This window comes from Streptococcus oralis, from assembly GCF_003944215.1.
Taxonomy (GTDB): domain Bacteria; phylum Bacillota; class Bacilli; order Lactobacillales; family Streptococcaceae; genus Streptococcus; species Streptococcus oralis_BI.
This window is the reverse complement of sequence record NZ_RJVZ01000018.1, coordinates 1-22,469: the sequence shown is the minus strand read 5'-3', so window position 1 is coordinate 22,469 and position 22,469 is coordinate 1. Positions and strand designations below refer to the sequence as shown.

Below are 22,469 nucleotides of genomic sequence, written 5' to 3'. Positions count from 1 at the left end.
TCATTTCTCCTCAAAAGGAATCTCTGGCAACTGAGCAAGAATATCTTCACGCTTGATCGCCCCTTGGCGTAAGATTTTCACCTTATCTCCAGACAAATCCAAAATGGTCGAATCCTGTCTAGTTAGATAAGCATCGTCCTCCAGACCCAGAACCTCTTGATCAAAATCTTCAAGGATTTGCTGAAAGGTCACTCCACTTGCCTGACCTGAAATATTGGCAGACGGTCCAATCAAAGGACCAGTCTCTCGGATCAAATCAAGCGTAATGGGATGACTCGGCATCCGAAATCCCACCGTTGCAAGACCAGAATTGACCCAATAGGGAACATTGTCATTGGCTTCGAGGATAATGGTCAAGGGTCCTGGTAAAAAGGCCTCTACAAGTTTTTGTAGATAAGTTGGCTGATTCTTAGAAAAGTGCAAGATGTCCTTTAGAGAAGCGACATTGAGATTGAGCGCCTTGTCTCTAGGACGACGTTTGAGTTGGTAAACATGGTCGACAGCCTTTTCATCTAAGGCCTTAGCAAAGAGACCATAAACTGTCTCGGTAGGTAGAACGACAGCTCCACCTTTTTCCAACTCTTGTCTAATCCTGTCCATCATCAGCTACAACCATCCTATCTTGACCAAATTGGTCCTTGAGTGTTCGTACTCGTTTTTCAGGAAGATGTTTCCTAAAAAGCGCAGGAACACTTTGACCTTGCTTGTATCCAATTTCAAGGTAAATCTTACCACCATCTTTGAGATAGTCTTTTGCATCTTCCGCAATTCTACGGTAAATAGCTAGGCCATCCTCATCTGCAAAGAGAGCTAGGTGAGGTTCTGAATACAAAACATTCAAACCAACCTCTGACTCATCTTCACGAGAGATATAGGGTGGATTGGATACAATTATATCATATTTTTCAGAAATTTCTGTAAAACAATCGGATTTTTTTAAAAATATCTGGAGATTCTGAACTTTAGCGTTTTCAGCCGCCAAATCTAGTGCATCCTGTGAAATATCAACTGCTGTCACTGACCAATTTGGTCTATTTTTTGCTAGGGCGAGGGCAATAGCACCACTTCCCGTACCGATGTCCAAGACCTTGAGATTTTCTTCAGGATTTTCTGTGAGGATGAGTTCCACCAACTCTTCTGTTTCTGGACGAGGAATCAAAACCCGCTCATCCACTTTTAGCTTCATTCCATAAAAATCTGCGTGACCGATAATGTACTGGGCCGGTGTATGGGCTACTAACTGCTGGTAAATTTCTTCTATAAATAATTCTTCCTCTTTGGTTACTTCGGTTACTTCTTGCTGGAGGGCAAAGACGAAATCTGTAAAAGATAGATTTTTTAGGTTACGATAGACAAAAGAGAGGCTTTCTGCTTCCTCTCCTTGTCTTATCAACTCTTCTTCAAAATCGGAAAATAATTGAGCTAATTTCATTATTTGTTTAATTCTTCTAATTTTTGTGTTTGGTCATAAAGAACCAAGGCATCCACAACTTCATCCAATTTACCAGACAAGATGGTATCTAGTTTTTGGAGGGTCAATCCAATACGGTGGTCTGTGACACGGTTTTGTGGGAAATTGTAAGTACGGATACGTTCTGAACGGTCACCAGTACCGATTGTCGACTTACGCTCAGCGTCTTGTTCATCCTGGGCAATTTGTGCAAAGTGGTCAGCAACACGCGCACGGATAATCTTCATAGCCTTCTCACGGTTTTTCTGCTGGGTACGTTCTTCCTGCATCTCAACCTTGATATTGGTTGGCAAGTGAACGATACGCACGGCAGTCGCAACCTTATTGACGTTCTGACCACCAGCACCAGATGCGTGGTAAATGTCCACACGAAGATCTTTTGAATCAATATCGTATTCAACTTCTTCCACTTCAGGCATAACAAGAACTGTCGCAGTTGAAGTGTGTACACGCCCTTGGCTCTCTGTCACAGGGACACGTTGCACACGGTGGGCACCTGATTCGTACTTAAGCTTAGAGTATACAGATTGACCAGAAACCATGGCAACCACTTCTTTGAAACCACCGACACCGTTCATAGAGGCTTCCATGACTTCAAAGCGCCAGCCTTGGGCTTCTGCATACTTTTGGTACATGGTTAGCAAATCCCCAGCAAAAAGTGCTGCTTCATCTCCGCCAGCTGCTCCACGGATTTCAAGGATGATGTTCTTATCATCGTTTGGATCCTTTGGAAGGAGCAAAATTTTGAGTTTTTCTTCATACTCTTCTTTTTCAGCCTTAGCGTCTTTCAGTTCCTGCTTGGCCATTTCTTCCAAGTCCGCATCTCCACCTGATTCCTTAATCATTTCTTCAGCATCGACGATGTTTTGAAGGACTTGTTTGTACTCACGGTAGGCTGTTACTGTGTCACGAGTGGAAGCTTCTTCTTTGGACAATTCCATGAAACGTTTGGTATCAGATACCACATCAGGGTCACTGAGCAATTCTCCTAATTCTTCATATCGGTCTTCTACAGCTTGTAGTTGATCATAGATGTTCATTTTTCCTCATTCTCCTTATTGATTTCAGGGGCAAAATAATGTTTACGGCAGACTGAGATATAGGTTTCATTGCCACCGATTTGAATTTGTTCACCATCATAGACTGGCACACCATCGTGCGTACGCAACACCATAGTCGCCTTTTTCTTACAGTACTGACAAATGGTCTTGATTTCGTCAATCTTGTCTGCTAAGAGCAAGAGGTATTTGGAACCTTCGAACAATTCATTGCGAAAGTCATTCTTCAAACCAAAAGCCATGACAGGTATGTCTAGCTCGTCCACAACACGAGCTAGGTCGTAAACATGGTGACGCTTGAGAAACTGGGCCTCATCGACCAACACACAGTAAGGTTTTTCAGGTAAGTCTCGGATATAGCCAAAGATATCTGTCGTTTCCTCAATCGCAATGGCTGGGCGTTTCATGCCAATCCGACTAGATACATAGCCGACACCATCACGCGTATCCAGAGCAGAAGTCATAATCACAACTCCCTTTCCTTGCTCCTCGTAGTTATAGGCCACCTTGAGAATCTCAATCGTCTTACCAGAGTTCATGGTCCCATAACGATAATACAACTGTGCCATGCTTCTATTTCACGTCCATTTCTAAATTTTTGCTACATTCTAGTATATCATAATTTTCTGAAGCTTTAAACGGCAAAATGTGGTAAAATAGAAGAAATCAAAAACTAGTGGAGGAAGCTATTATGCCATTTGTACGCATCGATTTATTTGAAGGTCGCACGCTCGAGCAAAAGAAAGCTCTTGCTAAGGAAGTAACGGAAGCTGTTGTCCGTAACACTGGAGCCCCTCAATCAGCCGTTCATGTCATCATCAACGACATGCCAGAAGGGACTTACTTCCCACAAGGAGAAATGCGCACCAAATAAACCAGCTTAAGCAGTATTGCTTAGGCTTTTTCAATCTCCAAGTAGCATCCATTGAAGAAATAGTCTAATTTTGTTACAATTTGAAGAGATGCTTGGATACCTATCCTAAGAAAAGAAATACAAAAGGAAATAGTATGATTACACGTGAATTTGATACCATTGCTGCTATCTCTACTCCTCTTGGAGAAGGGGCCATTGGTATTGTCCGCTTGAGCGGAACAGATAGTTTTGCCATTGCGCAAAAGATTTTTAAAGGAAAAGACTTGAGCAAGGTTGCAAGCCATACCCTCAACTACGGTCACATTATTGACCCGCAGACAGGGAAGGTCATGGACGAAGTTATGGTTGGAGTTATGAAGTCTCCAAAGACCTTCACTCGTGAGGATATTATCGAGATTAACACTCACGGTGGGATTGCGGTGACCAATGAGATTCTCCAACTAGCTATTCGTGAAGGAGCTCGGTTGGCCGAACCTGGTGAATTTACCAAGCGTGCCTTTCTAAACGGTCGTGTGGACTTAACACAGGCTGAGGCGGTGATGGACATCATCCGTGCCAAGACTGACAAAGCTATGAATATCGCAGTCAAACAATTGGACGGTTCTCTTTCTGATCTTATCAATAATACTCGTCAAGAAATCCTCAATACACTTGCCCAAGTTGAGGTCAATATCGACTATCCTGAGTATGACGATGTTGAGGAAGCCACTACTGCAGTCGTCCGTGAGAAAACTATGGAGTTTGAGCAATTGCTAACCAATCTCCTTAAAACAGCTCGTCGCGGTAAAATCCTTCGTGAGGGAATTTCAACTGCCATCATCGGACGCCCCAACGTTGGTAAATCGAGCCTCCTCAACAATCTCCTTCGTGAAGACAAGGCCATCGTAACGGACATCGCTGGTACTACCCGTGATGTCATCGAAGAATACGTCAACATCAATGGGGTTCCTCTCAAATTGATTGATACAGCCGGTATCCGGGATACAGATGATATCGTGGAACAAATCGGTGTCGAACGTTCTAGAAAAGCCCTCAAGGAAGCTGACTTGGTACTACTAGTACTAAATGCCAGTGAACCACTGACCGCCCAAGATCGCCAACTCTTAGAAATCAGCCAAGATACCAACCGCATTATTCTACTTAATAAAACGGATCTTCCTGAAGCGATTGAAACTTCAGAACTCCCTGAAGATATCATCCGTATTTCAGTTCTTAAAAATCAAAACATTGATAAGATTGAGGATAGAATCAACAACCTCTTCTTTGAAAATGCTGGTTTGGTTGAGCAAGATGCTACTTACTTGTCAAATGCCCGTCATATTTCCTTGATTGAAAAAGCAGTTGAAAGCCTACAAGCTGTTAACCAAGGTCTTGAGCTGGGTATGCCAGTTGATTTGTTGCAAGTTGACTTGACCCGTACTTGGGAAATCCTAGGAGAAATCACTGGAGATGCCGCACCTGATGAACTCATCACCCAACTCTTTAGCCAATTCTGTTTAGGAAAATAAGAAGAATCCATGATCGTTCTTGCAGTCATGGATTTTATTGTCTTCATTAGTAATCTGGTCTAAGGACACCTGTTACGGTTGCCTTAGTTGCTTCGTAGTCGCCATCTATAACAACCTTGATAATGCGTTTGGCATCTTCTTCTGGTGCTGGAACTAGAGGTAGACGAGTTGGACCCGCTTCAAATCCCATGTAATTCAAAACGGCCTTGACAGGTGCAGGGCTTGGATAAGAGAAGAGGGCATTGACTTTAGGAATGAATTTACGTTGAATAGCTGCTGCTTTCTTCATATCGCTTTCTGCAATTGCAGTGAACATCTCGTGCATCTCATCCCCGTTTGTATGAGAGGCAACAGAAATAACCCCATCTGCACCAAGATTCATGGCATGGAAGGCATCCCCATCTTCACCTGTATAAATCAAGAACTCTTCTGGCTTGTGTTCAATCAAGTAAGCCATATTGGCCAAACTAGTACATTCCTTGACACCAATGATATTTGGATGGTCAGCCAAGCGAAGCATGGTTTCTGGAGTCAATTCGACAACCACACGCCCTGGAATGTTATAGATGATAATAGGTAAATCAGAAGCATCTGCAATCGCCTTAAAGTGCTGGTACATCCCTTCTTGAGAAGGTTTGTTATAGTAAGGCACGATAGCAAGGCCAGCTGCAAACCCTCCAAATTCTGCGACTTCTTTGACAAACTCGATAGAGTCACGTGTGTCATTGGTGCCTACACCCGCAATCAAAGGAACACGTCCATTGACAACCTTTTGCACAGCCGCGAAGAGTTGCAACTCTTCATCGTGAGTCAAGGTCGGACTCTCAGCAGTCGTCCCTGCAAGAAGAATGCCGTCTGTATGATGGGCCAATAAATGCTCAATCAAGGCAGGAATGGCATCAAAGTTGATGGAACCATCCTCATGGAAAGGGGTAATAAAGGCTGTAATGATTTTACATTCTTTTAGTTCTTGGTAAGACATGAGAAACACCTCTCTATTTCAAAGAAGGAGTTCATTCGAACTCCTAAACCATTATTTCAATTCAAATTTCAGCTCAGCTGTTGGACGAACCAATCCACGCTCATGAAGCGTTTCTGCGATTTGAACTGAGTTCCAAGCAGCACCTTTGAGGAGATTATCTGAAACAACCCACATGTGGATTCCTTTTTCAGCATCCAAGTCTTTACGGATACGACCAACAAAGGTATCACGCGAGCCGACAGCATTGATAGCTTGCGGATAGATTTGATGAGCTACATCATCCTCAAGAACAGCACCTGGAAAGGCTGCAATAGCTGCTTTCACTTCTTCGATTGGAGCCACTTCTTTTGTTTCGATGTAAACAGATTCAGAGTGAGCTGACAAGACGGGAATACGTACACATGTTGCAGACACTGCGATGCTATCATCTTCCATGATTTTCTTAGTTTCCTTGGTCATCTTCATCTCTTCGTAAGTGTAATCATTGTCAGTAAAGACATCGATTTGTGGAAGAGCGTTAAAGGCGATAGGATAGTGTTTCTTGTCACCACCTGAAGGCAAGATTTCCGCATGTAAATCACGTGGGTTCACACCATCATTCAAGACTTCACGAAGTTCACGTTGTGTTTCAAGAATCGCTCCCATACCAGCACCTGAAACGGCTTGATAAGTTGAAACGATGATACGGTCCAAGCCCCATTTTTGGCGGACCGGCTCAAGAGCCACCATCATTTGGATTGTTGAACAGTTCGGGCAGGCAATGATTCCGTTGTGGGCATCAAGTGCGTGAGCATTGACCTCTGGAACAACCAAAGGAACATCTGGATTTTGGCGGAAGTAAGATGTATTATCTACTACTACCGCTCCAGCTTTAACTGCGTATGGTGCATACTTAGCTGATGTCGAACCACCTGCTGAGAAGAGTGCAATATCAACACCCTCAAAAGCTGTCTCAGTCGTTTCTTCAATCGTAATATCTTGGTCTTTAAATTTCAAAGTTTTGCCTGCTGAACGTGCAGAAGCAAGGTAACGGATTTTATCGATTGGAAGTGTTGATTCTTCCAACATTTTTATCATCTGAGCTCCGACAGCACCTGTCGCGCCGACTACAGCAACTGTATATCCCATAAATAACCTCTTTCGGAATTTTCTAAAAATTTCTATAATATATGTATTATACTACTTTTTCTAAAAATTGAAAAGCATTTTTGGGTTCTATTTTCTGAAAATTAAAAATCCCTAGTCATTGACTAGGGACTAAGAGGCATCTTCATGTGATGAGCAGGTTCACACAACTCATCAAGGTCCGCTCCTGCGTTATGACCTCCTTATGCTCAATAGTAATCCGAAGACTACCTATCGACTCATCGCAACTACTATTCTACTAGATAGGGGCACTTTTGTCAACAGCCAAAACTCTTTAGCTTCATTATCACAGAAGTATAAGAAAAACCTTGGCTTCCCAAGGTCATTTCGTTTCTATCATGCTAATTGCCGGGATTGAACCGGCGACCTCATCCTTACCATGGATGCGCTCTGCCAACTGAGCTAAATCAGCTTACCTAAAAAGTATACTATAGTTCTATGTTCTTGTCAAGCGCTCTCTTTTAATTTTATGGAATGAAAAAAGCTAGATTTAGCAAGAATCTAGCTTATAAACTTCTTATTTTGTAAGATCGATTCGCTGTCCCAGTTTATTGATCAGAATCGCACCTACGATAAGTGATGCAAACTCACCAATTCCAGTAGAGAACCATGTAAAGAAGAATGGAGCCTCTGCAACGATATGGAGTTCAGCTGCAATGGTAATCATTGAAATTGAGAAGAGGATTGAAAAGAAGAAATGATCTTTACGAATCAAACCATTGAACAGATAGTCTTTCTTGTACTTGCTAAATAGCCATACACCTAGACTAAGGAAAACTAGGGTAGATCCCCCACCGACAAAGACATCTATTAGACCAAAGCTAAAGAAATTAGCAATCATACAACCAATCGTCACACCGATGATATATTTGGGATTGTAAAAGGCCAAGAAATTCATCATCTCAGAAATACGGAACTGGTAGGCACCGTAGCTAATGGCATTAAGGGGTGGGGTGATGGTCAAAACCACATAGATAGCAGCAACGATAGCAATATCTGCCATATCACGAACAGTTAATTTTTTCATGTTTTCTCCTTTGGCGGTTTCCCGCGTAAAATATGCTTGGTGAAAGAAGCTAAGCACCAAGGGTTGATTGAATCAACCTTACCAGTATAGCATAATAGCCAGCTTTATGCTATACTAAAATCATGAAAAAACTAATAAAAACTTTCTTTGATAACGAAATCCTCTCCTACTTATTTTTCGGTGGAGCTACTACTCTGATCTCGATTTTATCACGTTTGGTTATTTACCATATCAGTCACCAGGAAATCCTAGTAACCGTACTCGCAAATATCATTGGGATTCTCTTTGCCTTTATCACAAATGACACCATCGTCTTTAAGCAAAAGAGAAAGAATTGGCCGACTCGCCTGGCTAAGTTTTTCTTAGCTCGTCTCTCTACTCTTGGTCTTGACGTTCTTTTAACTTATATCTTTGTTACATCTTATCCCGATATTATCGGGCAATTTGTCAACGATCAACTAGATCAGGTCAATACCATCGAAACTCTAATTGCGCAGATTTTGATTATCATTCTTAACTATATTTTTAGTAAAGTATACGTTTTTTATAAATGAAATGGATGTCATTAAGCATTAAGGTTGCAATATCTAGGTATTTCAGGTACAATTAAGATTAGTTTTTGAAAGGAAATTATGAAAATGTTAAAAGATCTTAAAGAATTTTTGCTTCGTGGCAATGTCGTTGACCTCGCTGTCGGTGTGATCATCGCCTCTGCTTTTGGTGCTATCGTTACTTCACTTGTAAATGACATCATCACTCCACTTATCTTGAACCCAGCTTTGAAAGCGGCGAACGTTGAACGCATCGCTGAACTTTCATGGAATGGTGTTGGTTATGGTAGCTTCTTGAGTGCTGTTATCAACTTCTTAGTGATTGGCACTGTCCTTTTCTTCGTTATCAAAGCTGTTGAAAAAGCTCAAAACCTTACTAAGAAAGAAGAGCCAGCCGAAGATACACCTGCTGCTCCAACTGAACTTGAAGTCCTTCAAGAAATCAAAGATCTTCTTGAGAAAAAATAAGACAAATAAAGGATCTAGCTTCATGCTAAATCCTTTTTTCTTTAGTCTTTCGGCAACTTACCAGCCTTTTCTAGCATTTTCTTAATCAAGTAAGGCATCTTCACATTTTCACGGCCTTTTTTCTCAATGAGTTTTTTCACAAATTCTGGCATCTGGAGGTCGTCTGTCTCCTCCATAATATCCTTAGTGGTGGCTGACGGAGCTAGCTCGTCAAAGGTTTCTTCTTCTGGGAGAAATTCCTTAAATTCTTTTTGTTCATTGGCTCTTACAGTATCAACTAAAGCGTCAATTAAACGAGAGTCTGTGTTTGGCATAGGTGGTCGATGGTAGGTGACACCTAATTCTTGACATAATTCATAACATTCTACATCGTTATCAAAAAGAACTTCGATATGTTCACTGATAAAGCTAATTGGTACAAAAATATAATGCTCTGGATGTTGTTTCTGTTCTCTCAGATACTCGAGTACATCTGGCTTGATCCAAGGGATTCCAATATCGCTTTCGCTCTGCCAAGTATTGGTATACTGATCGCCCGTCAATCCGAGTTGTTCAGCGATTAGCTTGCTATTATCAAAAATCTGATCGATATAAGGATCTCCAAAGTCCAAGGCAAAAATTGGAACACTATGGGCTGAGAAAATTACCTTAAAAGACTCTTCTCCCACATCGTTCCGTAAAATTTTGCTAATCTCATCTGTCCAGAAGTCCAACAAAGACTGTTGCTGATACCAATCCTTAATGACTAAAAACCGGATTTGCTGGCTCTCCAGAAACTTTTCATACCCCATAACCGAGTAGAAGGAATAATGTGGTTCTAAAATCAAACAAATACACTCTTCAACACCATCAGCCTCCATCTGCTTGATCACATCAGGGATAAAGGGCCGAGAAAATTTGTTGGCAAAGTAGATGCCATACTCTTCTCCTAAACGTTCCTTGACTAAATTGACCTCCTCACGTGTAATCCTCTGCAGGGGCGTACCACCTATACGAACATAATTGTCATAGAGAGTCTGAATCTCGTGATCTTTGGGTCTGATTCCACGACGAATATTGGTAAAAAAATCCGCTACACTCTCAAAGGTAATCTCTTCTGGCGAACCAAATGTCATCATTAAAATTGCTTTTTTCATTGATATGTCCTTGTGATGTTTTTTTCAATTACCATTCTACCATGAAATATATAATAAATAAACGCTTTCATTCATTTTATTTTTANTTACTTCTCTTTGTCTTTCTCTCCATTCTATGATACAATGAAAAAAATGATATTAAAGGAGTTTTTATGACTTATCCCAACCTTTTAGAACGTTTTTTGACCTACGTTAAGGTCAATACCCGCTCTGACGAACACTCTACTACTACTCCAAGTACGCAAAGTCAGGTAGATTTTGCGACCAATATTCTTATTCCCGAAATGAAACGTGTTGGTCTGCAAAATGTTTACTACCTACCAAATGGTTTTGCTATTGGAACCTTGCCAGCTAATGATCCGAGCTTGACACGTAAGATTGGATTTATCTCCCACATGGATACAGCTGACTTTAATGCTGAGGGAGTTAATCCGCAAGTCATCGAAAATTACGATGGTGGAGCTATCGACTTAGGTGATTCTGGTTTTAAACTCGATCCTGCTGATTTCAAGAGCCTTGAGAAATATCCAGGCCAAACCCTTATCACAACTGATGGCACGACCTTGCTGGGTGCTGATGACAAGTCAGGGGTTGCTGAGATTATGACTGCTATTGAATATCTGACTGCTCACCCTGAAATCAAGCATTGTGAAATCCGTGTTGGTTTTGGACCAGATGAAGAAATCGGTGTTGGAGCTAACAAGTTTGATGCTGAAGACTTTGACGTTGACTTTGCCTATACTGTTGATGGTGGCCCACTAGGTGAACTTCAGTACGAGACTTTCTCAGCAGCTGCTGCTGAACTCCATTTCCAAGGACGCAATGTTCACCCTGGTACCGCTAAAGGACAGATGGTCAATGCTCTTCAGTTAGCGATTGATTTTCATAATCAACTTCCTGAGAATGACCGACCTGAGTTGACAGATGGTTACCAAGGTTTCTATCATCTTATGGATGTGTCAGGTAGTGTCGAGGAGGCGCATTCAAGCTATATCATTCGCGACTTTGAAAAGGATGCCTTTGAAGCTCGTAAGGAAGCCATGCAGGAGATTGCTGACAAGATGAATCAAGAGCTTGGGAATGATCGCGTTACCTTGACTCTGACAGACCAGTACTACAATATGAAAGAAGTCATTGAGAAAGACATGACGCCCGTTACCATTGCTAAAGCTGTTATGGAAGATCTGGGAATAACGCCAATCATTGAACCAATTCGTGGTGGGACAGATGGATCTAAGATTTCCTTTATGGGAATTCCAACTCCTAATATCTTTGCAGGTGGTGAAAACATGCATGGACGTTTTGAATACGTCAGCCTTCAGACTATGGAGCGCGCTGTAGATACCATCATTGGCATTGTATCTTATAAAGACTAAAAAAGACGAGGTAGCTCAGCTACTTCGCCTTTCTTTTTATTCCTTTGGTTGAGTACTTGGATCAGACTCACTTTTCTCTTGTTTTTCGCTTGCTTGAGAAGCAGCTGTTTCACTGTCTTTCTCAGACTTAGATTGGCTATCAATTTCACTTGATTTTGAACGAAGTTCTTGGTTCAAGCTAATGATTTCTTTGGCCAGAGTGAGGAGACCTTCTTTATCACTGCTTTTGGCTGCAAGTTGATCAAATAGGGCATCAACACGTTCAAAGTCAGCATCGGATCCTTTGTTATCCTCTAAGTACTTGTGAAGAGAGAGCAAGACATTATAGAGTTTTTGGTAGATGATCACAGTTTGTGGATCTTTTTCTGCTTCTTTTTCCTCTCGTTGGATAGTCGCTGCAATACGATTTAAAAGATCCTCAAGTTGTGTTTTAGCTTCGTCAAGGTCTGCATTTTCCTTTTCAGTAGCCGCTTTGATATTAGCAGCTTCTTCAGCTAGGGATTGTTTGACACCATCCTCTTTAACACGTGCTAGGAGTTGGGCAACTTTGGTTAGGAGAGCATCCACTTCTTCCTTCTTAACATGGCTAACCCGCTCTTCTGGCATAAAATCACCGTAGAGTTCTTTTAGGAATTCATAGATGGCTGTCTTAGCGGTTTGACTATCTACTTTTTCCGTATCTAGAATAGTCTTACCAGCTTTTGTAGAAACGGGTTCTTCTTTGAGAGCTTCTTCTACTTCTAGCTTAGTTTGGTAAATAGTTGGGAATAGCTTGTTCAAGTCGGTTGCTTTGAGGAAAGATTGTGACTGGTAAAGTTCCCATGTCAACTTGGCAACACGGTTCCGAAGTTCTTCTCTCAAACGACCATCAGATACATGTTCATAGAAATACTTGATGTACTCTACTGTTGTAACCCCTGTCCGATCACGGAAATCTTGCAAGGCCTGAAGTTTCGCTTCAATGGCAGCCAACTCTGTCTCATCTTGTGCTAGTTTTGCTTCCTGCAAATGTACCAAAAGATCTTTCTTAGACAAGCCATAAGTGTCCGTATCCAGTGTATTGATCTTATCTACAAGGGCTTGGTACTTCTTATCTAAAGGTGAAGTTTCAACTGGTGCCACACTTTGATCCACATGGATATACTGTTTATCAAAGAGATCCAAGGCTGCTAGATATCCAGCAGTTGAGTTTGTTGCCAGTTTTTTCATATTTTCGGTGAATTGCCCCAAAGCAAGTTCAACACGTCTCTGCATGATAGGCTGGTCTTTGTAGAGACTTCTGCTATCTGCTAACAGTTGATCAACTTTAGATAGAACAGTTTGTTCATCAAATGCTCCAGGTTGATAGGTCGATTGTAGGGCTGGAATCTTGTTTTTCAAAGCTACTTCATAGCCCTTAGTTTGAACCTTGATGTAGTGATTGTGGTCTCCGTGAGGAATCACAAAACTACCACTTTCTACCTGTAAACTATAAGGAGACACCCCATCACGTAGGGCAGTCGTATAAAGTTCATTTAGGAAATCCAGTTCTGGATTCCCAGTTTGGAGAGGAATACGAACATGTTCTTTTCGAACAGCATAGGGATGGATATGGGTTGGATCATAGGCTTGATCCGGATTTCCAAAGACAAAGAATCCATTTGAAATGCGAATCGCTTCGAGCGGTACTCCGTAGGTCTGTGAGATATACTTGATTTTTTCTTCATCGCTAGCATCTCTTGAGAAACTTTCCACAGTCTTTGCAAGTGGTTGAACGTGCTGCGGCTGATGATTTTCTTTCAAGTGATCTTGGGCAGCTTTGATTTGGGCTGCAGTCAAGTCCTTCTTAAAGAAATAATGAGCGTGATCTCCATGAGAAACTACAAACCCTTGCTCATCTTCACTAATAACACGGTCAGCTGCAAAACCATGATCATGTTCTTCACCGTGGTGATGGTCATGCTCCTCTCCATCATGGTCATGATCTTCATGGTTGATATCTTGACTTCCATGGTCACCGTCTTGGTCATGATGATGATCAGGTTGAGCTGGATGTTCTGCTGGCTTGCTTGGATTTTCCAAAGGTGTTGGCTTCCCACTGTCGCTAGATAAAGGAATCATACGCGCAATCTTTTCTTCCAAGGCAGAAAGCTTTGTATATGGGATGAAATGATAGTGATTTCCATGAGGAATCGCTACGCCACTTGGCGTTCTGCTTGAAATCTTAGCAGGGTCAAAAATCAAGCCATCAGATTCTGCATAACGTTGATTACTTGGAAGTGCATAGAGTTGCTGCAATAGACTCTGTAAGCTCTCTTCTGGATTGCTTGGTGTTTCAGTTTGTTGACTAGGATTAGTGGTTTGACTGGTTCCATTTTGACTTGGACGATAGTCAGTCACACTCGGCTGTTTTCTAGTTCCAGATAGGTAGGCTTGAGCAGCTGCTAATTCGCTAGCAGATAAGGAACTCTTTGGAATGTAGTGGTAATGTCCACCGTGAGGAACGATATAAGCATCACCAGTATCTTCTATAATATCAGATGGATTAAAGATGTATCCATCATCGGTAGTATAGCGTCCTTGTGATCGTGCAAGTGTCGTTGCACTGTTAGAAGTTGGTGCATCGTGAGTATGACCTTGTTTTTGGCGTTCAATTTCGTCCTTCGTACGAACGTTATCTGCATGCGCCACATCCTTAAGGTAAACATAATACTTACCATCCACCTTGATAATGTAGCCACCTTTGATTTCATTGACAATATCAGCGTCTTTCAGTTGATAATTGGCATCTTTCATCAAAAGCTCTTCGCTGAAAATCGCATCAAAAGGGACTTTCCCATTGTAATAATGGAAATGATCACCGTGTGATGTCACATAACCTTGATCGGTAATTTTCACGACAATTTGCTCAGCCTGAATATCTTCTTTTTTACTAACTTGATCTGGTGTCTGAGTCTCTGTTTTTTGAGAGTCTTGTTTCCCATCAACATAAGATACACGATTTGTATCTTTTTTGTCTTCTACCTGGTGTTGGTTCAGTGCATAGATGCAAAGACTTAGGGAAAGGACTAAAGCCGAACCCGCCGCAAGATACTTTTTCTTAATTTTCATAATCTCCTCATTTTAATTCTTCTGCAAGAACATTCATATTTTCTTCTAGATTTTCTAAGTAAGTTTTATCATTTTCAGGGTCTGCTTCCAAAGGATTGAGTGTCTTTAGGCTAACTCCTGTTGATTTGACCAAGGTCTCAGCGACTTTAGAAGAAGCATTGCTCTCAGTAAAGATGGTTTTGACCTTATAGGTTTTGACAAATTCTTGGATTTCTGTTAGTTGTCTCGGACTTGGCTCTTGTTCAGGGGAAATCCCTGCTATACCAAGTTGTTTCAAACCAAAGCGTTTAGCGAGGTATGAAAAGGCTGTGTGTTGCGTAACAAAAGTCTTTTGGCTCGCTTTTTCAAAAATAGGCTGGTACTTCTTAGTCAATTCTTGGGCTTTATTAATAAAGTTTTTAGCATTCTTTTGATACGTTTCCTTATTAGCACTATCAATCTCCGAAAGTTTGTCCGCAATAATCTGTGCCTCTTCGCCTGCTTTTTCAGGATCTAACCAAGTGTGAGGGTCGTAGAGTGTTTTTTCATCAATACCATCACCAGCTTCTACATCTTCCAAGCCTGGTACACGCTCCAAGGTCATCCCTTCAGAGGCTTCTAAAACTTTAACTTTTGATTTTTTCAAATTTGGATCCAGACTTCCCGCCCAAGACTCCAGTGTATGCGAGTGGTAGACAAATACATCCGCGTCATAAATAGCAGCAATGTCATTCGCTGAAGGTTCATATGAGTGAATTCCACTACTTGACTGAATCATCCGAACATCATTCAAGTCACCTGACACCTCTTTGACCATGGCATAGATTGGGTAAAAACTTGTGACAATCTTCATCCCTTTTGCTTCTTGTTTTTCTTTTTGACTACATGCTCCTAAGACAAGAGCCAACAAGCTGACCATCAATAATAGGATCGTTCTTTTTTTCATCATTACTCCTTAACTAGTATTTAACCATTTAATTAACTAGTAAATAGTTTATCTTTATTTACACTATATGTCAAGATATTTTACATATTTTCATGAAAAAAATGAGAACTAGAACTCACATTCTGCTCTCATTTTTCGATTTTATCTTTTCTAGCTCTCCTATCCAGTTTTTAGGAGTTAGAAAATGTTGTTACAACTACTTACTCTCCTTTAACAATGCCAACAACTTTTCAGCTTCTGTCATAATAGTATTGTTGTCCTGAGCGCCAAATAGCAGGTTATTTTTTAATCCTGTTAGAGTTTCTTTGGCATTAGACTTGATAATTGGATCCTGGTTTTTTGTAAGTAAATCTTCAGCTTCTCTCAGTTTTTCTTCAACCTTTTCAGTTTCAACCTGAGGTTCTTCTGGTTCCTCTGGTGATTCTTCCTCCGGCTCCTCAGTTGGTTTTGGAGATTCTGGTTTCTCACTTTGAGGCTTCTCTTCGCGTGGCTTTTCTTCCTCAGGTTTGTCTGTCCGAGGTTTCTCCTCTGATGGATTTTCCGTTTGATTGTTATCAGCTTGACCATTTTGGTTTCTTTGAACATGGTCACTTGCATTTCCCCAACCACTATCTGAATGTGGACGTTCGTTTGGATGTTCGACATAGTACTTCACAGTCGCAAAGAGATCCTCTAAAGTATACCCCTTAGGAGCCTCATAAAGACCTTCGTCAAACCACTCAAATTTGATGTTATGGTAATGGTCATAATGAGGAATAATCAAGCTTCCGTTTTTGACTTCCACAGTATGTTGAAGATTGTAAGGCATACGATCAAGTGGCACCTTCTTAGCTGCTTTCACGCGATTGTAGATAGCTTCTGCTCCCTTAGCCTCAGTATTTCCTGGATTCTGATGGTCTGTTGAAGGAGGAGTCAAACCTTTCTCTTTAGCATAAGCCTGGGCTGCTGCTCTTTCAGCTTCAGACAAACTATCTTTTTTAATCCAATGACTATGGGTCATATGTGGGGTTACATAGGCATCCCCCTCATCACTGGTGATATCACGAGGATCAAAGATATAGCCATCTTCTGTTGTATACTTGCCTGCCAACTTGGCTACTTGAATCTCATCATCAGTATAAGCTATTTGCGCATTTGCTTTTCCTAAACGTTCCGGATGACGAATCGGTGCTAAAAATGCAAGGATATCATCCACTAACTTGACTTTATCACTTGAGGAATCGTTGAGTCGTTCCAACAGTTTATCTAAAGTGTCAAAATCAGCTTGGCGCCCTTTATTATCAAGTAAGTCTTGATGAACTCTTGCTAGCAAGTCATAAGCCTTATTGTAAAATTCTCGATCACTAGACGGGAGGTTGGTTTTTTTTGTTCCAAGCTCATGAGAATAACTTTCTTGCTTGGCTAATTTACTATCAATTGCTGTAGTAGTTTCAGCCGATAGTTCCTTGGCTTGGATATAACGAGAGATACCATTCTCCTCAAAGACATAACCACCAGCTACTTTTCGAATCACCTGTTTGACTAATTTCTCATCAATTGGATTGCTTGGAGCTGGTTGAGGATTTGGTGTAGGTTGCGGACTTGGACTAGGTTCTGGAGTCGTTTGTGGACTTGGTTCTACTGGTCTTGAATCCGGTAGCCAATGGTTCGAGCGATAGCGAAGAGGGATGATGCGAGCGATTCGCTCTTCTAACTCAGACATTTGTTCATAAGGGATAAAGTGGTAATGGTTGCCATGAGGCACGGCTACACCTCTGGCTGTGCGACTTGTGATTTGTGCTGGATCGAAAACAAGGCCATCAGATTCCACGTGTCGTTGGCTCAAAGGCAGTTTGTAGAGCTGTCTCAAAAGACTATCAATGTCATCACTTTGACTTGCTTGACTGTTAGTGTTACTGTTGTTGTTCGTGTTAGTATTGGTAGTTCCCTGATTGCTTACAGAAGGGACCCAGTTAGTTCTTGGGCTGCTATCGCTATTTTGTCGGCGATAGGTTCTTGAACTTGACAAACTTCCCCGACCTGATAGGAAGGCTTCTGCAGCAGCCAATTCGCTAGCTGATAATTCATTCTTAGGAATATAATGGTAATGATCACCATGAGGAACGATATAAGCATCGCCAGTATCTTCAATGATATCAGAGGCATTAAAGATATAACCATCATCGGTAGTATAGCGTCCTTGCGAACGTGCTAAGGCTAGAGCACCATCGTTTCTTGGAGTCCCACCTTCACGATGCTGACTATGCTCTTGTTTTTGTCGATTGATTTCCTCTTTTGTACGAACATTATCAGCATGGGCAGCATCCTTAAGGTAAACATAGTATTTTCCATCTACCTTGATAACATAACCACCCTTGACTTCATTAACAATATCCTCATCTTTTAGCTTATAGTTTGGATCCTTCATGAGTAATTCTTCACTGAAAATCGCGTCATAAGGAACCTTACCATTGTAATAATGATAGTGGTCGCCATGTGAAGTGACATAGCCTTGGTCTGTTATCTTGATGACGATTTGCTCTGCATTGATTCCTTCACGCTTGCTAACCTCATCAGGAGTCAGATTTTCCGTTTTTTGCGTTGCTTGTTTTCCATCTATATAGGAAACACGATTATTTTCCTTGACCGTTCTGGCTTGATAAAGTCCCAACTCGTAAGAACAAACACTTAAAATCAAGGCTGCCGCAGAACCTACTAGGTATTTTTTATTAATTTTCATCGAAACTCTCTTTCTTTTTGATATTTCTAGTCGCAATTCATTTCTAAATTGCAGAAACTCCTCTCTAATAGTTAACTGGTTAATAGTTTACTCCTAAATTTTCAACTTGTCAAGAATTTTATGAACCGGTTAAGTATTTTTTTGTTTTCTATACTACTTTCTATCTGAACAGTCTGATGTGAGAATCCTATATTGAAAATCAATCACTAAATTTTTAAAGCAAAAAATCCCTGCAACCGAGTTGCAAGGACTTTTTGATTAATCAAAATTAACGTATTCTTTTTGAAGTTCAAGAACTTCTTCCATTGTTGAGCATTCTGTAAGGGCACGGTTTGCGTACTCTTCCATCTTAGCTGTGTCGAGTTTCTTCATCAAGCTACGTGTACGAAGTACAGATGTTGCTGACATAGAGAACTCATCCAAGCCCATTCCGACAAGAAGTGGAACAGCTTGTTGGTCACCAGCCATCTCACCACACATACCAGCCCATTTACCTTCAGCGTGAGCTGCTTTGATAACGTTGTTGATCAAGCGAAGGATTGATGGGTTATATGGTTGGTAAAGGTATGAAACTTGCTCGTTCATACGGTCTGCCGCCATTGTGTATTGGATCAAGTCGTTTGTACCAATTGAGAAGAAGTCAACTTCTTTAGCAAATTGGTCTGCAAGCATAGCCGCTGCAGGAATCTCGATCATGATACCAACTTGGATATTATCCGCAACTGCAACACCTTCAGCAAGAAGGTTTGCTTTTTCTTCGTCAAAGACTGCTTTGGCTGCACGGAATTCTTTCAAGAGCGCAACCATTGGGAACATGATACGCAATTGACCGTGAACAGACGCACGAAGAAGGGCACGGATTTGTGTGCGGAACATAGCATCTCCAGTCTCAGAGATAGAGATACGAAGGGCACGGAATCCAAGGAATGGGTTCATTTCGTGAGGCATATCGAAGTAAGGAAGTTCCTTATCTCCACCGATATCCATTGTACGAACGACAACAGGTTTACCGTTCATTCCTTCAAGTACAGCTTTGTAAGCTTCGTACTGCTCGTCTTCTGTTGGGAAGTCTTGAGAATCCATGTACAAGAACTCTGTACGGTAAAGACCAACAGCTTCAGCACCGTTGTCATTGACACCTTCAACGTCTTTTGGAGTACCGATGTTGGCAGCCAATTCAAAGTGTTTACCATCCGCAGTTACTGTTTTAGCATCTTTCAAGAGCGCCCATTCAGCTTTTTGCTTCGCATAAGCTTCACCAGCAGCCTTGAATTCAGCCGCTTGCTCATCAGTCGGGTTGATAATAACCTCACCTGTGATACCGTTAACGGCAAGAATGTCACCGTCTTTAACGATTTCAGTGATGTTGTTTGTACCCAATACAGCTGCAATTTCAAGCGTACGCGCCATGATAGCTGAGTGGCTTGTACGTCCACCAATGTTGGTCACAAAAGCTTTTACAAAGTTTTTGTCCAATTGAGCTGTATCAGAAGGAGTCAAGTCATGAGCAATGACGATTACTTCTTCATTGATGGAAGCTGGGTTTGGCAATTTTTTACCAAGAAGATTTGCCAATACACGTTTTGTCACGTCGCGGATATCCGCTGCACGTTCTTGCATGTATGGGTTGTCTTCCATACCTTCAAAGATAGTGATAAACATGTCTGTCACTTCTTTCAGACCCGCTTCCGCATTCACTTTCTTAGCACGGATTGTTTCTTTGATTTGACTAATCATTTCTGGGTCAGCAAGAACCATTAAGTGAGCGTCAAAAACTTGAGCTGCTTCTTCCCCTAGCGTACCTACTGCTTTCTCACGAATAACAGAAAGCTCGTCTTGTGATGCTTGTAGAGCGACATCAAGGCGAGCTTCTTCTGCGTTTGTATCTTCGACTGTAACAGTCTCAAATGACAAATCCGGTTGAACGAGTAGATATGCTTTTGCAACTGCAACACCGTCAGATGCTGCGATTCCTTTAAGCATTTCTGTCATTTTCCTTATGCCAATCCTTCTTTTTCCATAGTTTCAGTGATAGCAGCGATTGCGTCGTCAGCATCCGCACCTTCAGCTGAAATTGTAACGTCAGCGCCTTGGCCAACACCAAGACTCATAACACCCATGATAGATTTAAGGTTTACTGATTTACCTTTGTACTCAAGAGTGATATCTGAAGCAAATTTGCTAGCTGTTTGAACCAACAATGTTGCTGGACGTGCGTGAATACCTGTTTCTGCCACTACGTGGAAATCTTTAGAAGCCATAGTTTGACTCTCCTTTAAGTGTTTTCTATTTGAGTTATATGTGATAACCCTTACAAGACTGTATTATATCATCTTCAAGATAATTTTTCAAGTATTTTATGGACTTTTACTGAAAATGAAATTACTTCTTTTTCTATTATAATGAGCACTCTAGCAATTAAATAGCATATCTAAACACTAATTGTTCAAAAATGTTATCATCAAAATTCAATTTTCAAAGCTATTTTCTCTTAATATCAATCAGAAGACAATCCTAGTAAATAATGAAAAAATAATACTATTTAGTTATAATTAATATAACTCAGCAAACCTATTATTTGAAAAGACTTCATCAAATACTGAAATTCTAAAACCTACTCTTACCATCAACAGTAGAGAATTTATTCAATTTGCTACTTAAAGTAAAATAGGCTTGTAGCACCTAACAGTAAAAATGTAGATATATCTAAGTAGTATAAGTAGAACTAAAACTTTGATTGATTCCATTCAAATAAAGTATCCAACCAATCAAAAACGACATTATGGGCGAGTCTTAAATTATTGACTTGGCAATGAGCGTCCGCACCACTTTCCGCCTCAAATACTTGAAGTTTAGTTTGTTGATTTTTAGATTTAAGTGATTCATAAATTACCTTAGTTTGATGCTGCAGTTCAGCACCCTCACCCTTTCCCATGATAAACAGGCATGGGCATTGAATTTTTTGATAATCTACAATCTTTGCATAGTTAAATACATCATCAATAGCACTCTTAAAATCAGAAGTACCAAACTGCCATGCATACTTTTTAAGATTCAAATTTGCTGATTCATTCAAATTTCCAGCTAATTTTAAAATGGCATTTATTAACCAACTAGGTGCTTTCAAACTTGATCCGAATTCTTTTCTGAAGAGCTCTGCAACGTCGTAAATAGGGGTACTAGCAATCCAAGCATGAATTCTTGGATCCTTTTCGACAGCTTGTGCGGTAAAATATCCCCCTCCGCTGACACCATAAATGGCTAAATAATTTAGTTTAGGATTTCTATTTTCCAACCAGTCTATGCATAATGAAATTGGAATAGAAGCATCCACATCAAAGATTAGCCCTCTACTAGGATTGCTCCCTTGACCAGGAAGGTCAACCATTAAAACATTATAATTTCGTATCCATCCAGGATATCCTGCAAAATAAAATAAATCTTCGCGATAAGTATCACCTCCACCAATCATAATCAGCGTTGGGCAATTATCACCGCTATGAAGATAATAACCAGGCAAGTAGGAATCCTGATAAGCAATAGTTAGTTTTTCAATCGGTGTACCTAGTGAATGAATTGCACTAGAGAACGCCTTCTCCATTTGACAAACGATAGGTAAGTATTCGGCAGAAAATGGATCAGTAAACTGGATTGCCGATCGAAGTGAGTAGGTCTGTGCGAGATAATACTGCGCCTTTGTTTGTTCACTCAAACCTAAATTACTAACCTTTTGTTCAAGATAGTTCACATGTGATAAAAACTCATTTTTCCAGTCATCAGGTTTTGGTGAATTACCTAACTTTTGAGCAAGATAATACAGCTCTCCATGAGAGAAGCCAAAAACTTCACCGATTCCTAGCAACCAATTAAAGAAAAAATCCGTATCCCCATTCTTAAAAAATACGCGAGTAGATTGCCGTTTTAAAATGACCTCGTTTTCTTTCACCACGCACCTCCTGATTTGCATTCTTTCATTTATTAATCTATTAATTCTATTTCCCTAACAACATTATACTATATATTTCCACAGTAAGTATAAGTTTCTAAAGTGAATAACTCTATTCTAATAGTTTTTGCATATTCAACATTTATCTAACTCATCTACTGTCTTTTATATTTTTTAAATAGTCTATATACC

19 protein-coding genes, 1 tRNA gene and 1 riboswitch are annotated in these 22,469 nt (G+C 40.7%); of the genes, 5 read left to right on the top strand and 15 right to left on the bottom strand.

Annotated features, from left to right (window positions below):
- The 4 genes from D8804_RS08965 to D8804_RS08950 are packed head-to-tail and all read right to left on the bottom strand — an operon-like array spanning position 1 to position 3,098.
- On the bottom strand, positions 1-603 hold the full coding sequence (locus D8804_RS08965) for an L-threonylcarbamoyladenylate synthase (protein ID WP_125399547.1): 603 nt from the start codon (positions 601-603) through the stop codon (positions 1-3).
- Positions 587-1,432, bottom strand: a complete 846-nt coding sequence (gene prmC / locus D8804_RS08960; RefSeq protein ID WP_125399546.1) for a peptide chain release factor N(5)-glutamine methyltransferase — start codon at positions 1,430-1,432, stop codon at positions 587-589. Before prmC ends, D8804_RS08965 begins: the two co-directional genes overlap by 17 nt.
- The gene (prfA, locus tag D8804_RS08955; RefSeq protein ID WP_070697119.1) at positions 1,432-2,511 is read right to left on the bottom strand and encodes a peptide chain release factor 1; all 1,080 of its coding nucleotides are present in this window, start codon (positions 2,509-2,511) and stop codon (positions 1,432-1,434) included. Before prfA ends, prmC begins: the two co-directional genes overlap by 1 nt.
- A complete protein-coding gene (locus tag D8804_RS08950; protein WP_000068123.1) occupies positions 2,508-3,098 on the bottom strand; it encodes a thymidine kinase in 591 nt (196 codons plus the stop codon). Before D8804_RS08950 ends, prfA begins: the two co-directional genes overlap by 4 nt.
- Before the next feature lie 122 nt (positions 3,099-3,220).
- Between D8804_RS08950 and D8804_RS08945 the strand changes: the two genes are divergently transcribed.
- Both D8804_RS08945 and mnmE read left to right on the top strand, forming a co-directional pair.
- Complete coding sequence (locus D8804_RS08945) at positions 3,221-3,403, top strand: 4-oxalocrotonate tautomerase (protein WP_001117401.1); 183 nt, start codon at positions 3,221-3,223, stop codon at positions 3,401-3,403.
- A gap of 134 nt (positions 3,404-3,537) precedes the next feature.
- Complete coding sequence (gene mnmE / locus D8804_RS08935; RefSeq protein WP_095726046.1) at positions 3,538-4,911, top strand: tRNA uridine-5-carboxymethylaminomethyl(34) synthesis GTPase MnmE; 1,374 nt, start codon at positions 3,538-3,540, stop codon at positions 4,909-4,911.
- Positions 4,912-4,957: 46 nt separating this feature from the next.
- On the opposite strand, the gene dapA is transcribed toward mnmE, so the two are convergent.
- From dapA to D8804_RS08915, 4 genes are all read right to left on the bottom strand, one after another.
- Positions 4,958-5,893, bottom strand: coding sequence for a 4-hydroxy-tetrahydrodipicolinate synthase (dapA, locus tag D8804_RS08930; protein ID WP_125399545.1), 936 nt, complete (start codon positions 5,891-5,893; stop codon positions 4,958-4,960).
- 51 nt (positions 5,894-5,944) lie between these two features.
- Complete coding sequence (locus D8804_RS08925) at positions 5,945-7,021, bottom strand: aspartate-semialdehyde dehydrogenase (RefSeq protein WP_049489680.1); 1,077 nt, start codon at positions 7,019-7,021, stop codon at positions 5,945-5,947.
- A gap of 357 nt (positions 7,022-7,378) precedes the next feature.
- Positions 7,379-7,451: transfer RNA gene (locus D8804_RS08920), tRNA-Thr, on the bottom strand.
- A gap of 105 nt (positions 7,452-7,556) precedes the next feature.
- On the bottom strand, positions 7,557-8,066 hold the full coding sequence (locus D8804_RS08915; RefSeq protein WP_000737306.1) for a QueT transporter family protein: 510 nt from the start codon (positions 8,064-8,066) through the stop codon (positions 7,557-7,559).
- Positions 8,064-8,160, bottom strand: a riboswitch (PreQ1 riboswitch). It overlaps the preceding gene by 3 nt.
- 28 nt (positions 8,161-8,188) lie before the next feature.
- On the opposite strand from D8804_RS08915, the gene D8804_RS08910 reads away from it, so the two are divergent.
- Complete coding sequence (locus D8804_RS08910) at positions 8,189-8,620, top strand: GtrA family protein (RefSeq protein WP_125399544.1); 432 nt, start codon at positions 8,189-8,191, stop codon at positions 8,618-8,620.
- 84 nt (positions 8,621-8,704) lie between these two features.
- Complete coding sequence (mscL, locus tag D8804_RS08905) at positions 8,705-9,085, top strand: large conductance mechanosensitive channel protein MscL (protein ID WP_125399543.1); 381 nt, start codon at positions 8,705-8,707, stop codon at positions 9,083-9,085.
- Between the two features lie 41 nt (positions 9,086-9,126).
- Here mscL and hemH read toward each other — a convergent pair whose 3' ends face one another.
- Positions 9,127-10,221 (bottom strand): ferrochelatase, encoded by a 1,095-nt coding sequence (gene hemH, locus D8804_RS08900; protein ID WP_125399542.1) that lies wholly within the window; start codon positions 10,219-10,221, stop codon positions 9,127-9,129.
- Between the two features lie 152 nt (positions 10,222-10,373).
- On the opposite strand from hemH, the gene pepT reads away from it, so the two are divergent.
- Complete coding sequence (gene pepT / locus D8804_RS08895; protein ID WP_125399541.1) at positions 10,374-11,597, top strand: peptidase T; 1,224 nt, start codon at positions 10,374-10,376, stop codon at positions 11,595-11,597.
- A 36-nt stretch (positions 11,598-11,633) separates the two neighbouring features.
- Here pepT and D8804_RS08890 read toward each other — a convergent pair whose 3' ends face one another.
- From D8804_RS08890 to D8804_RS08865, 6 genes are all read right to left on the bottom strand, one after another.
- On the bottom strand, positions 11,634-14,687 hold the full coding sequence (locus D8804_RS08890; RefSeq protein WP_125399540.1) for a pneumococcal-type histidine triad protein: 3,054 nt from the start codon (positions 14,685-14,687) through the stop codon (positions 11,634-11,636).
- A gap of 7 nt (positions 14,688-14,694) precedes the next feature.
- Positions 14,695-15,612, bottom strand: coding sequence for a metal ABC transporter solute-binding protein, Zn/Mn family (locus D8804_RS08885; RefSeq protein ID WP_125399539.1), 918 nt, complete (start codon positions 15,610-15,612; stop codon positions 14,695-14,697).
- A gap of 196 nt (positions 15,613-15,808) precedes the next feature.
- The gene (locus tag D8804_RS08880; protein WP_125399538.1) at positions 15,809-18,331 is read right to left on the bottom strand and encodes a pneumococcal-type histidine triad protein; all 2,523 of its coding nucleotides are present in this window, start codon (positions 18,329-18,331) and stop codon (positions 15,809-15,811) included.
- Positions 18,332-18,589: 258 nt separating this feature from the next.
- Positions 18,590-20,323 carry a phosphoenolpyruvate--protein phosphotransferase gene (ptsP, locus tag D8804_RS08875; protein WP_125399537.1) on the bottom strand — a complete coding sequence of 578 codons (1,734 nt, stop codon included), beginning with the start codon at positions 20,321-20,323 and terminating at the stop codon, positions 18,590-18,592.
- A gap of 5 nt (positions 20,324-20,328) precedes the next feature.
- Positions 20,329-20,592 (bottom strand): phosphocarrier protein HPr, encoded by a 264-nt coding sequence (locus tag D8804_RS08870; protein ID WP_000146948.1) that lies wholly within the window; start codon positions 20,590-20,592, stop codon positions 20,329-20,331.
- A 464-nt stretch (positions 20,593-21,056) separates the two neighbouring features.
- Positions 21,057-22,277, bottom strand: coding sequence for an alpha/beta hydrolase family protein (locus tag D8804_RS08865; protein WP_125399536.1), 1,221 nt, complete (start codon positions 22,275-22,277; stop codon positions 21,057-21,059).
- Between the last annotated feature and the right edge of the window lie 192 nt (positions 22,278-22,469).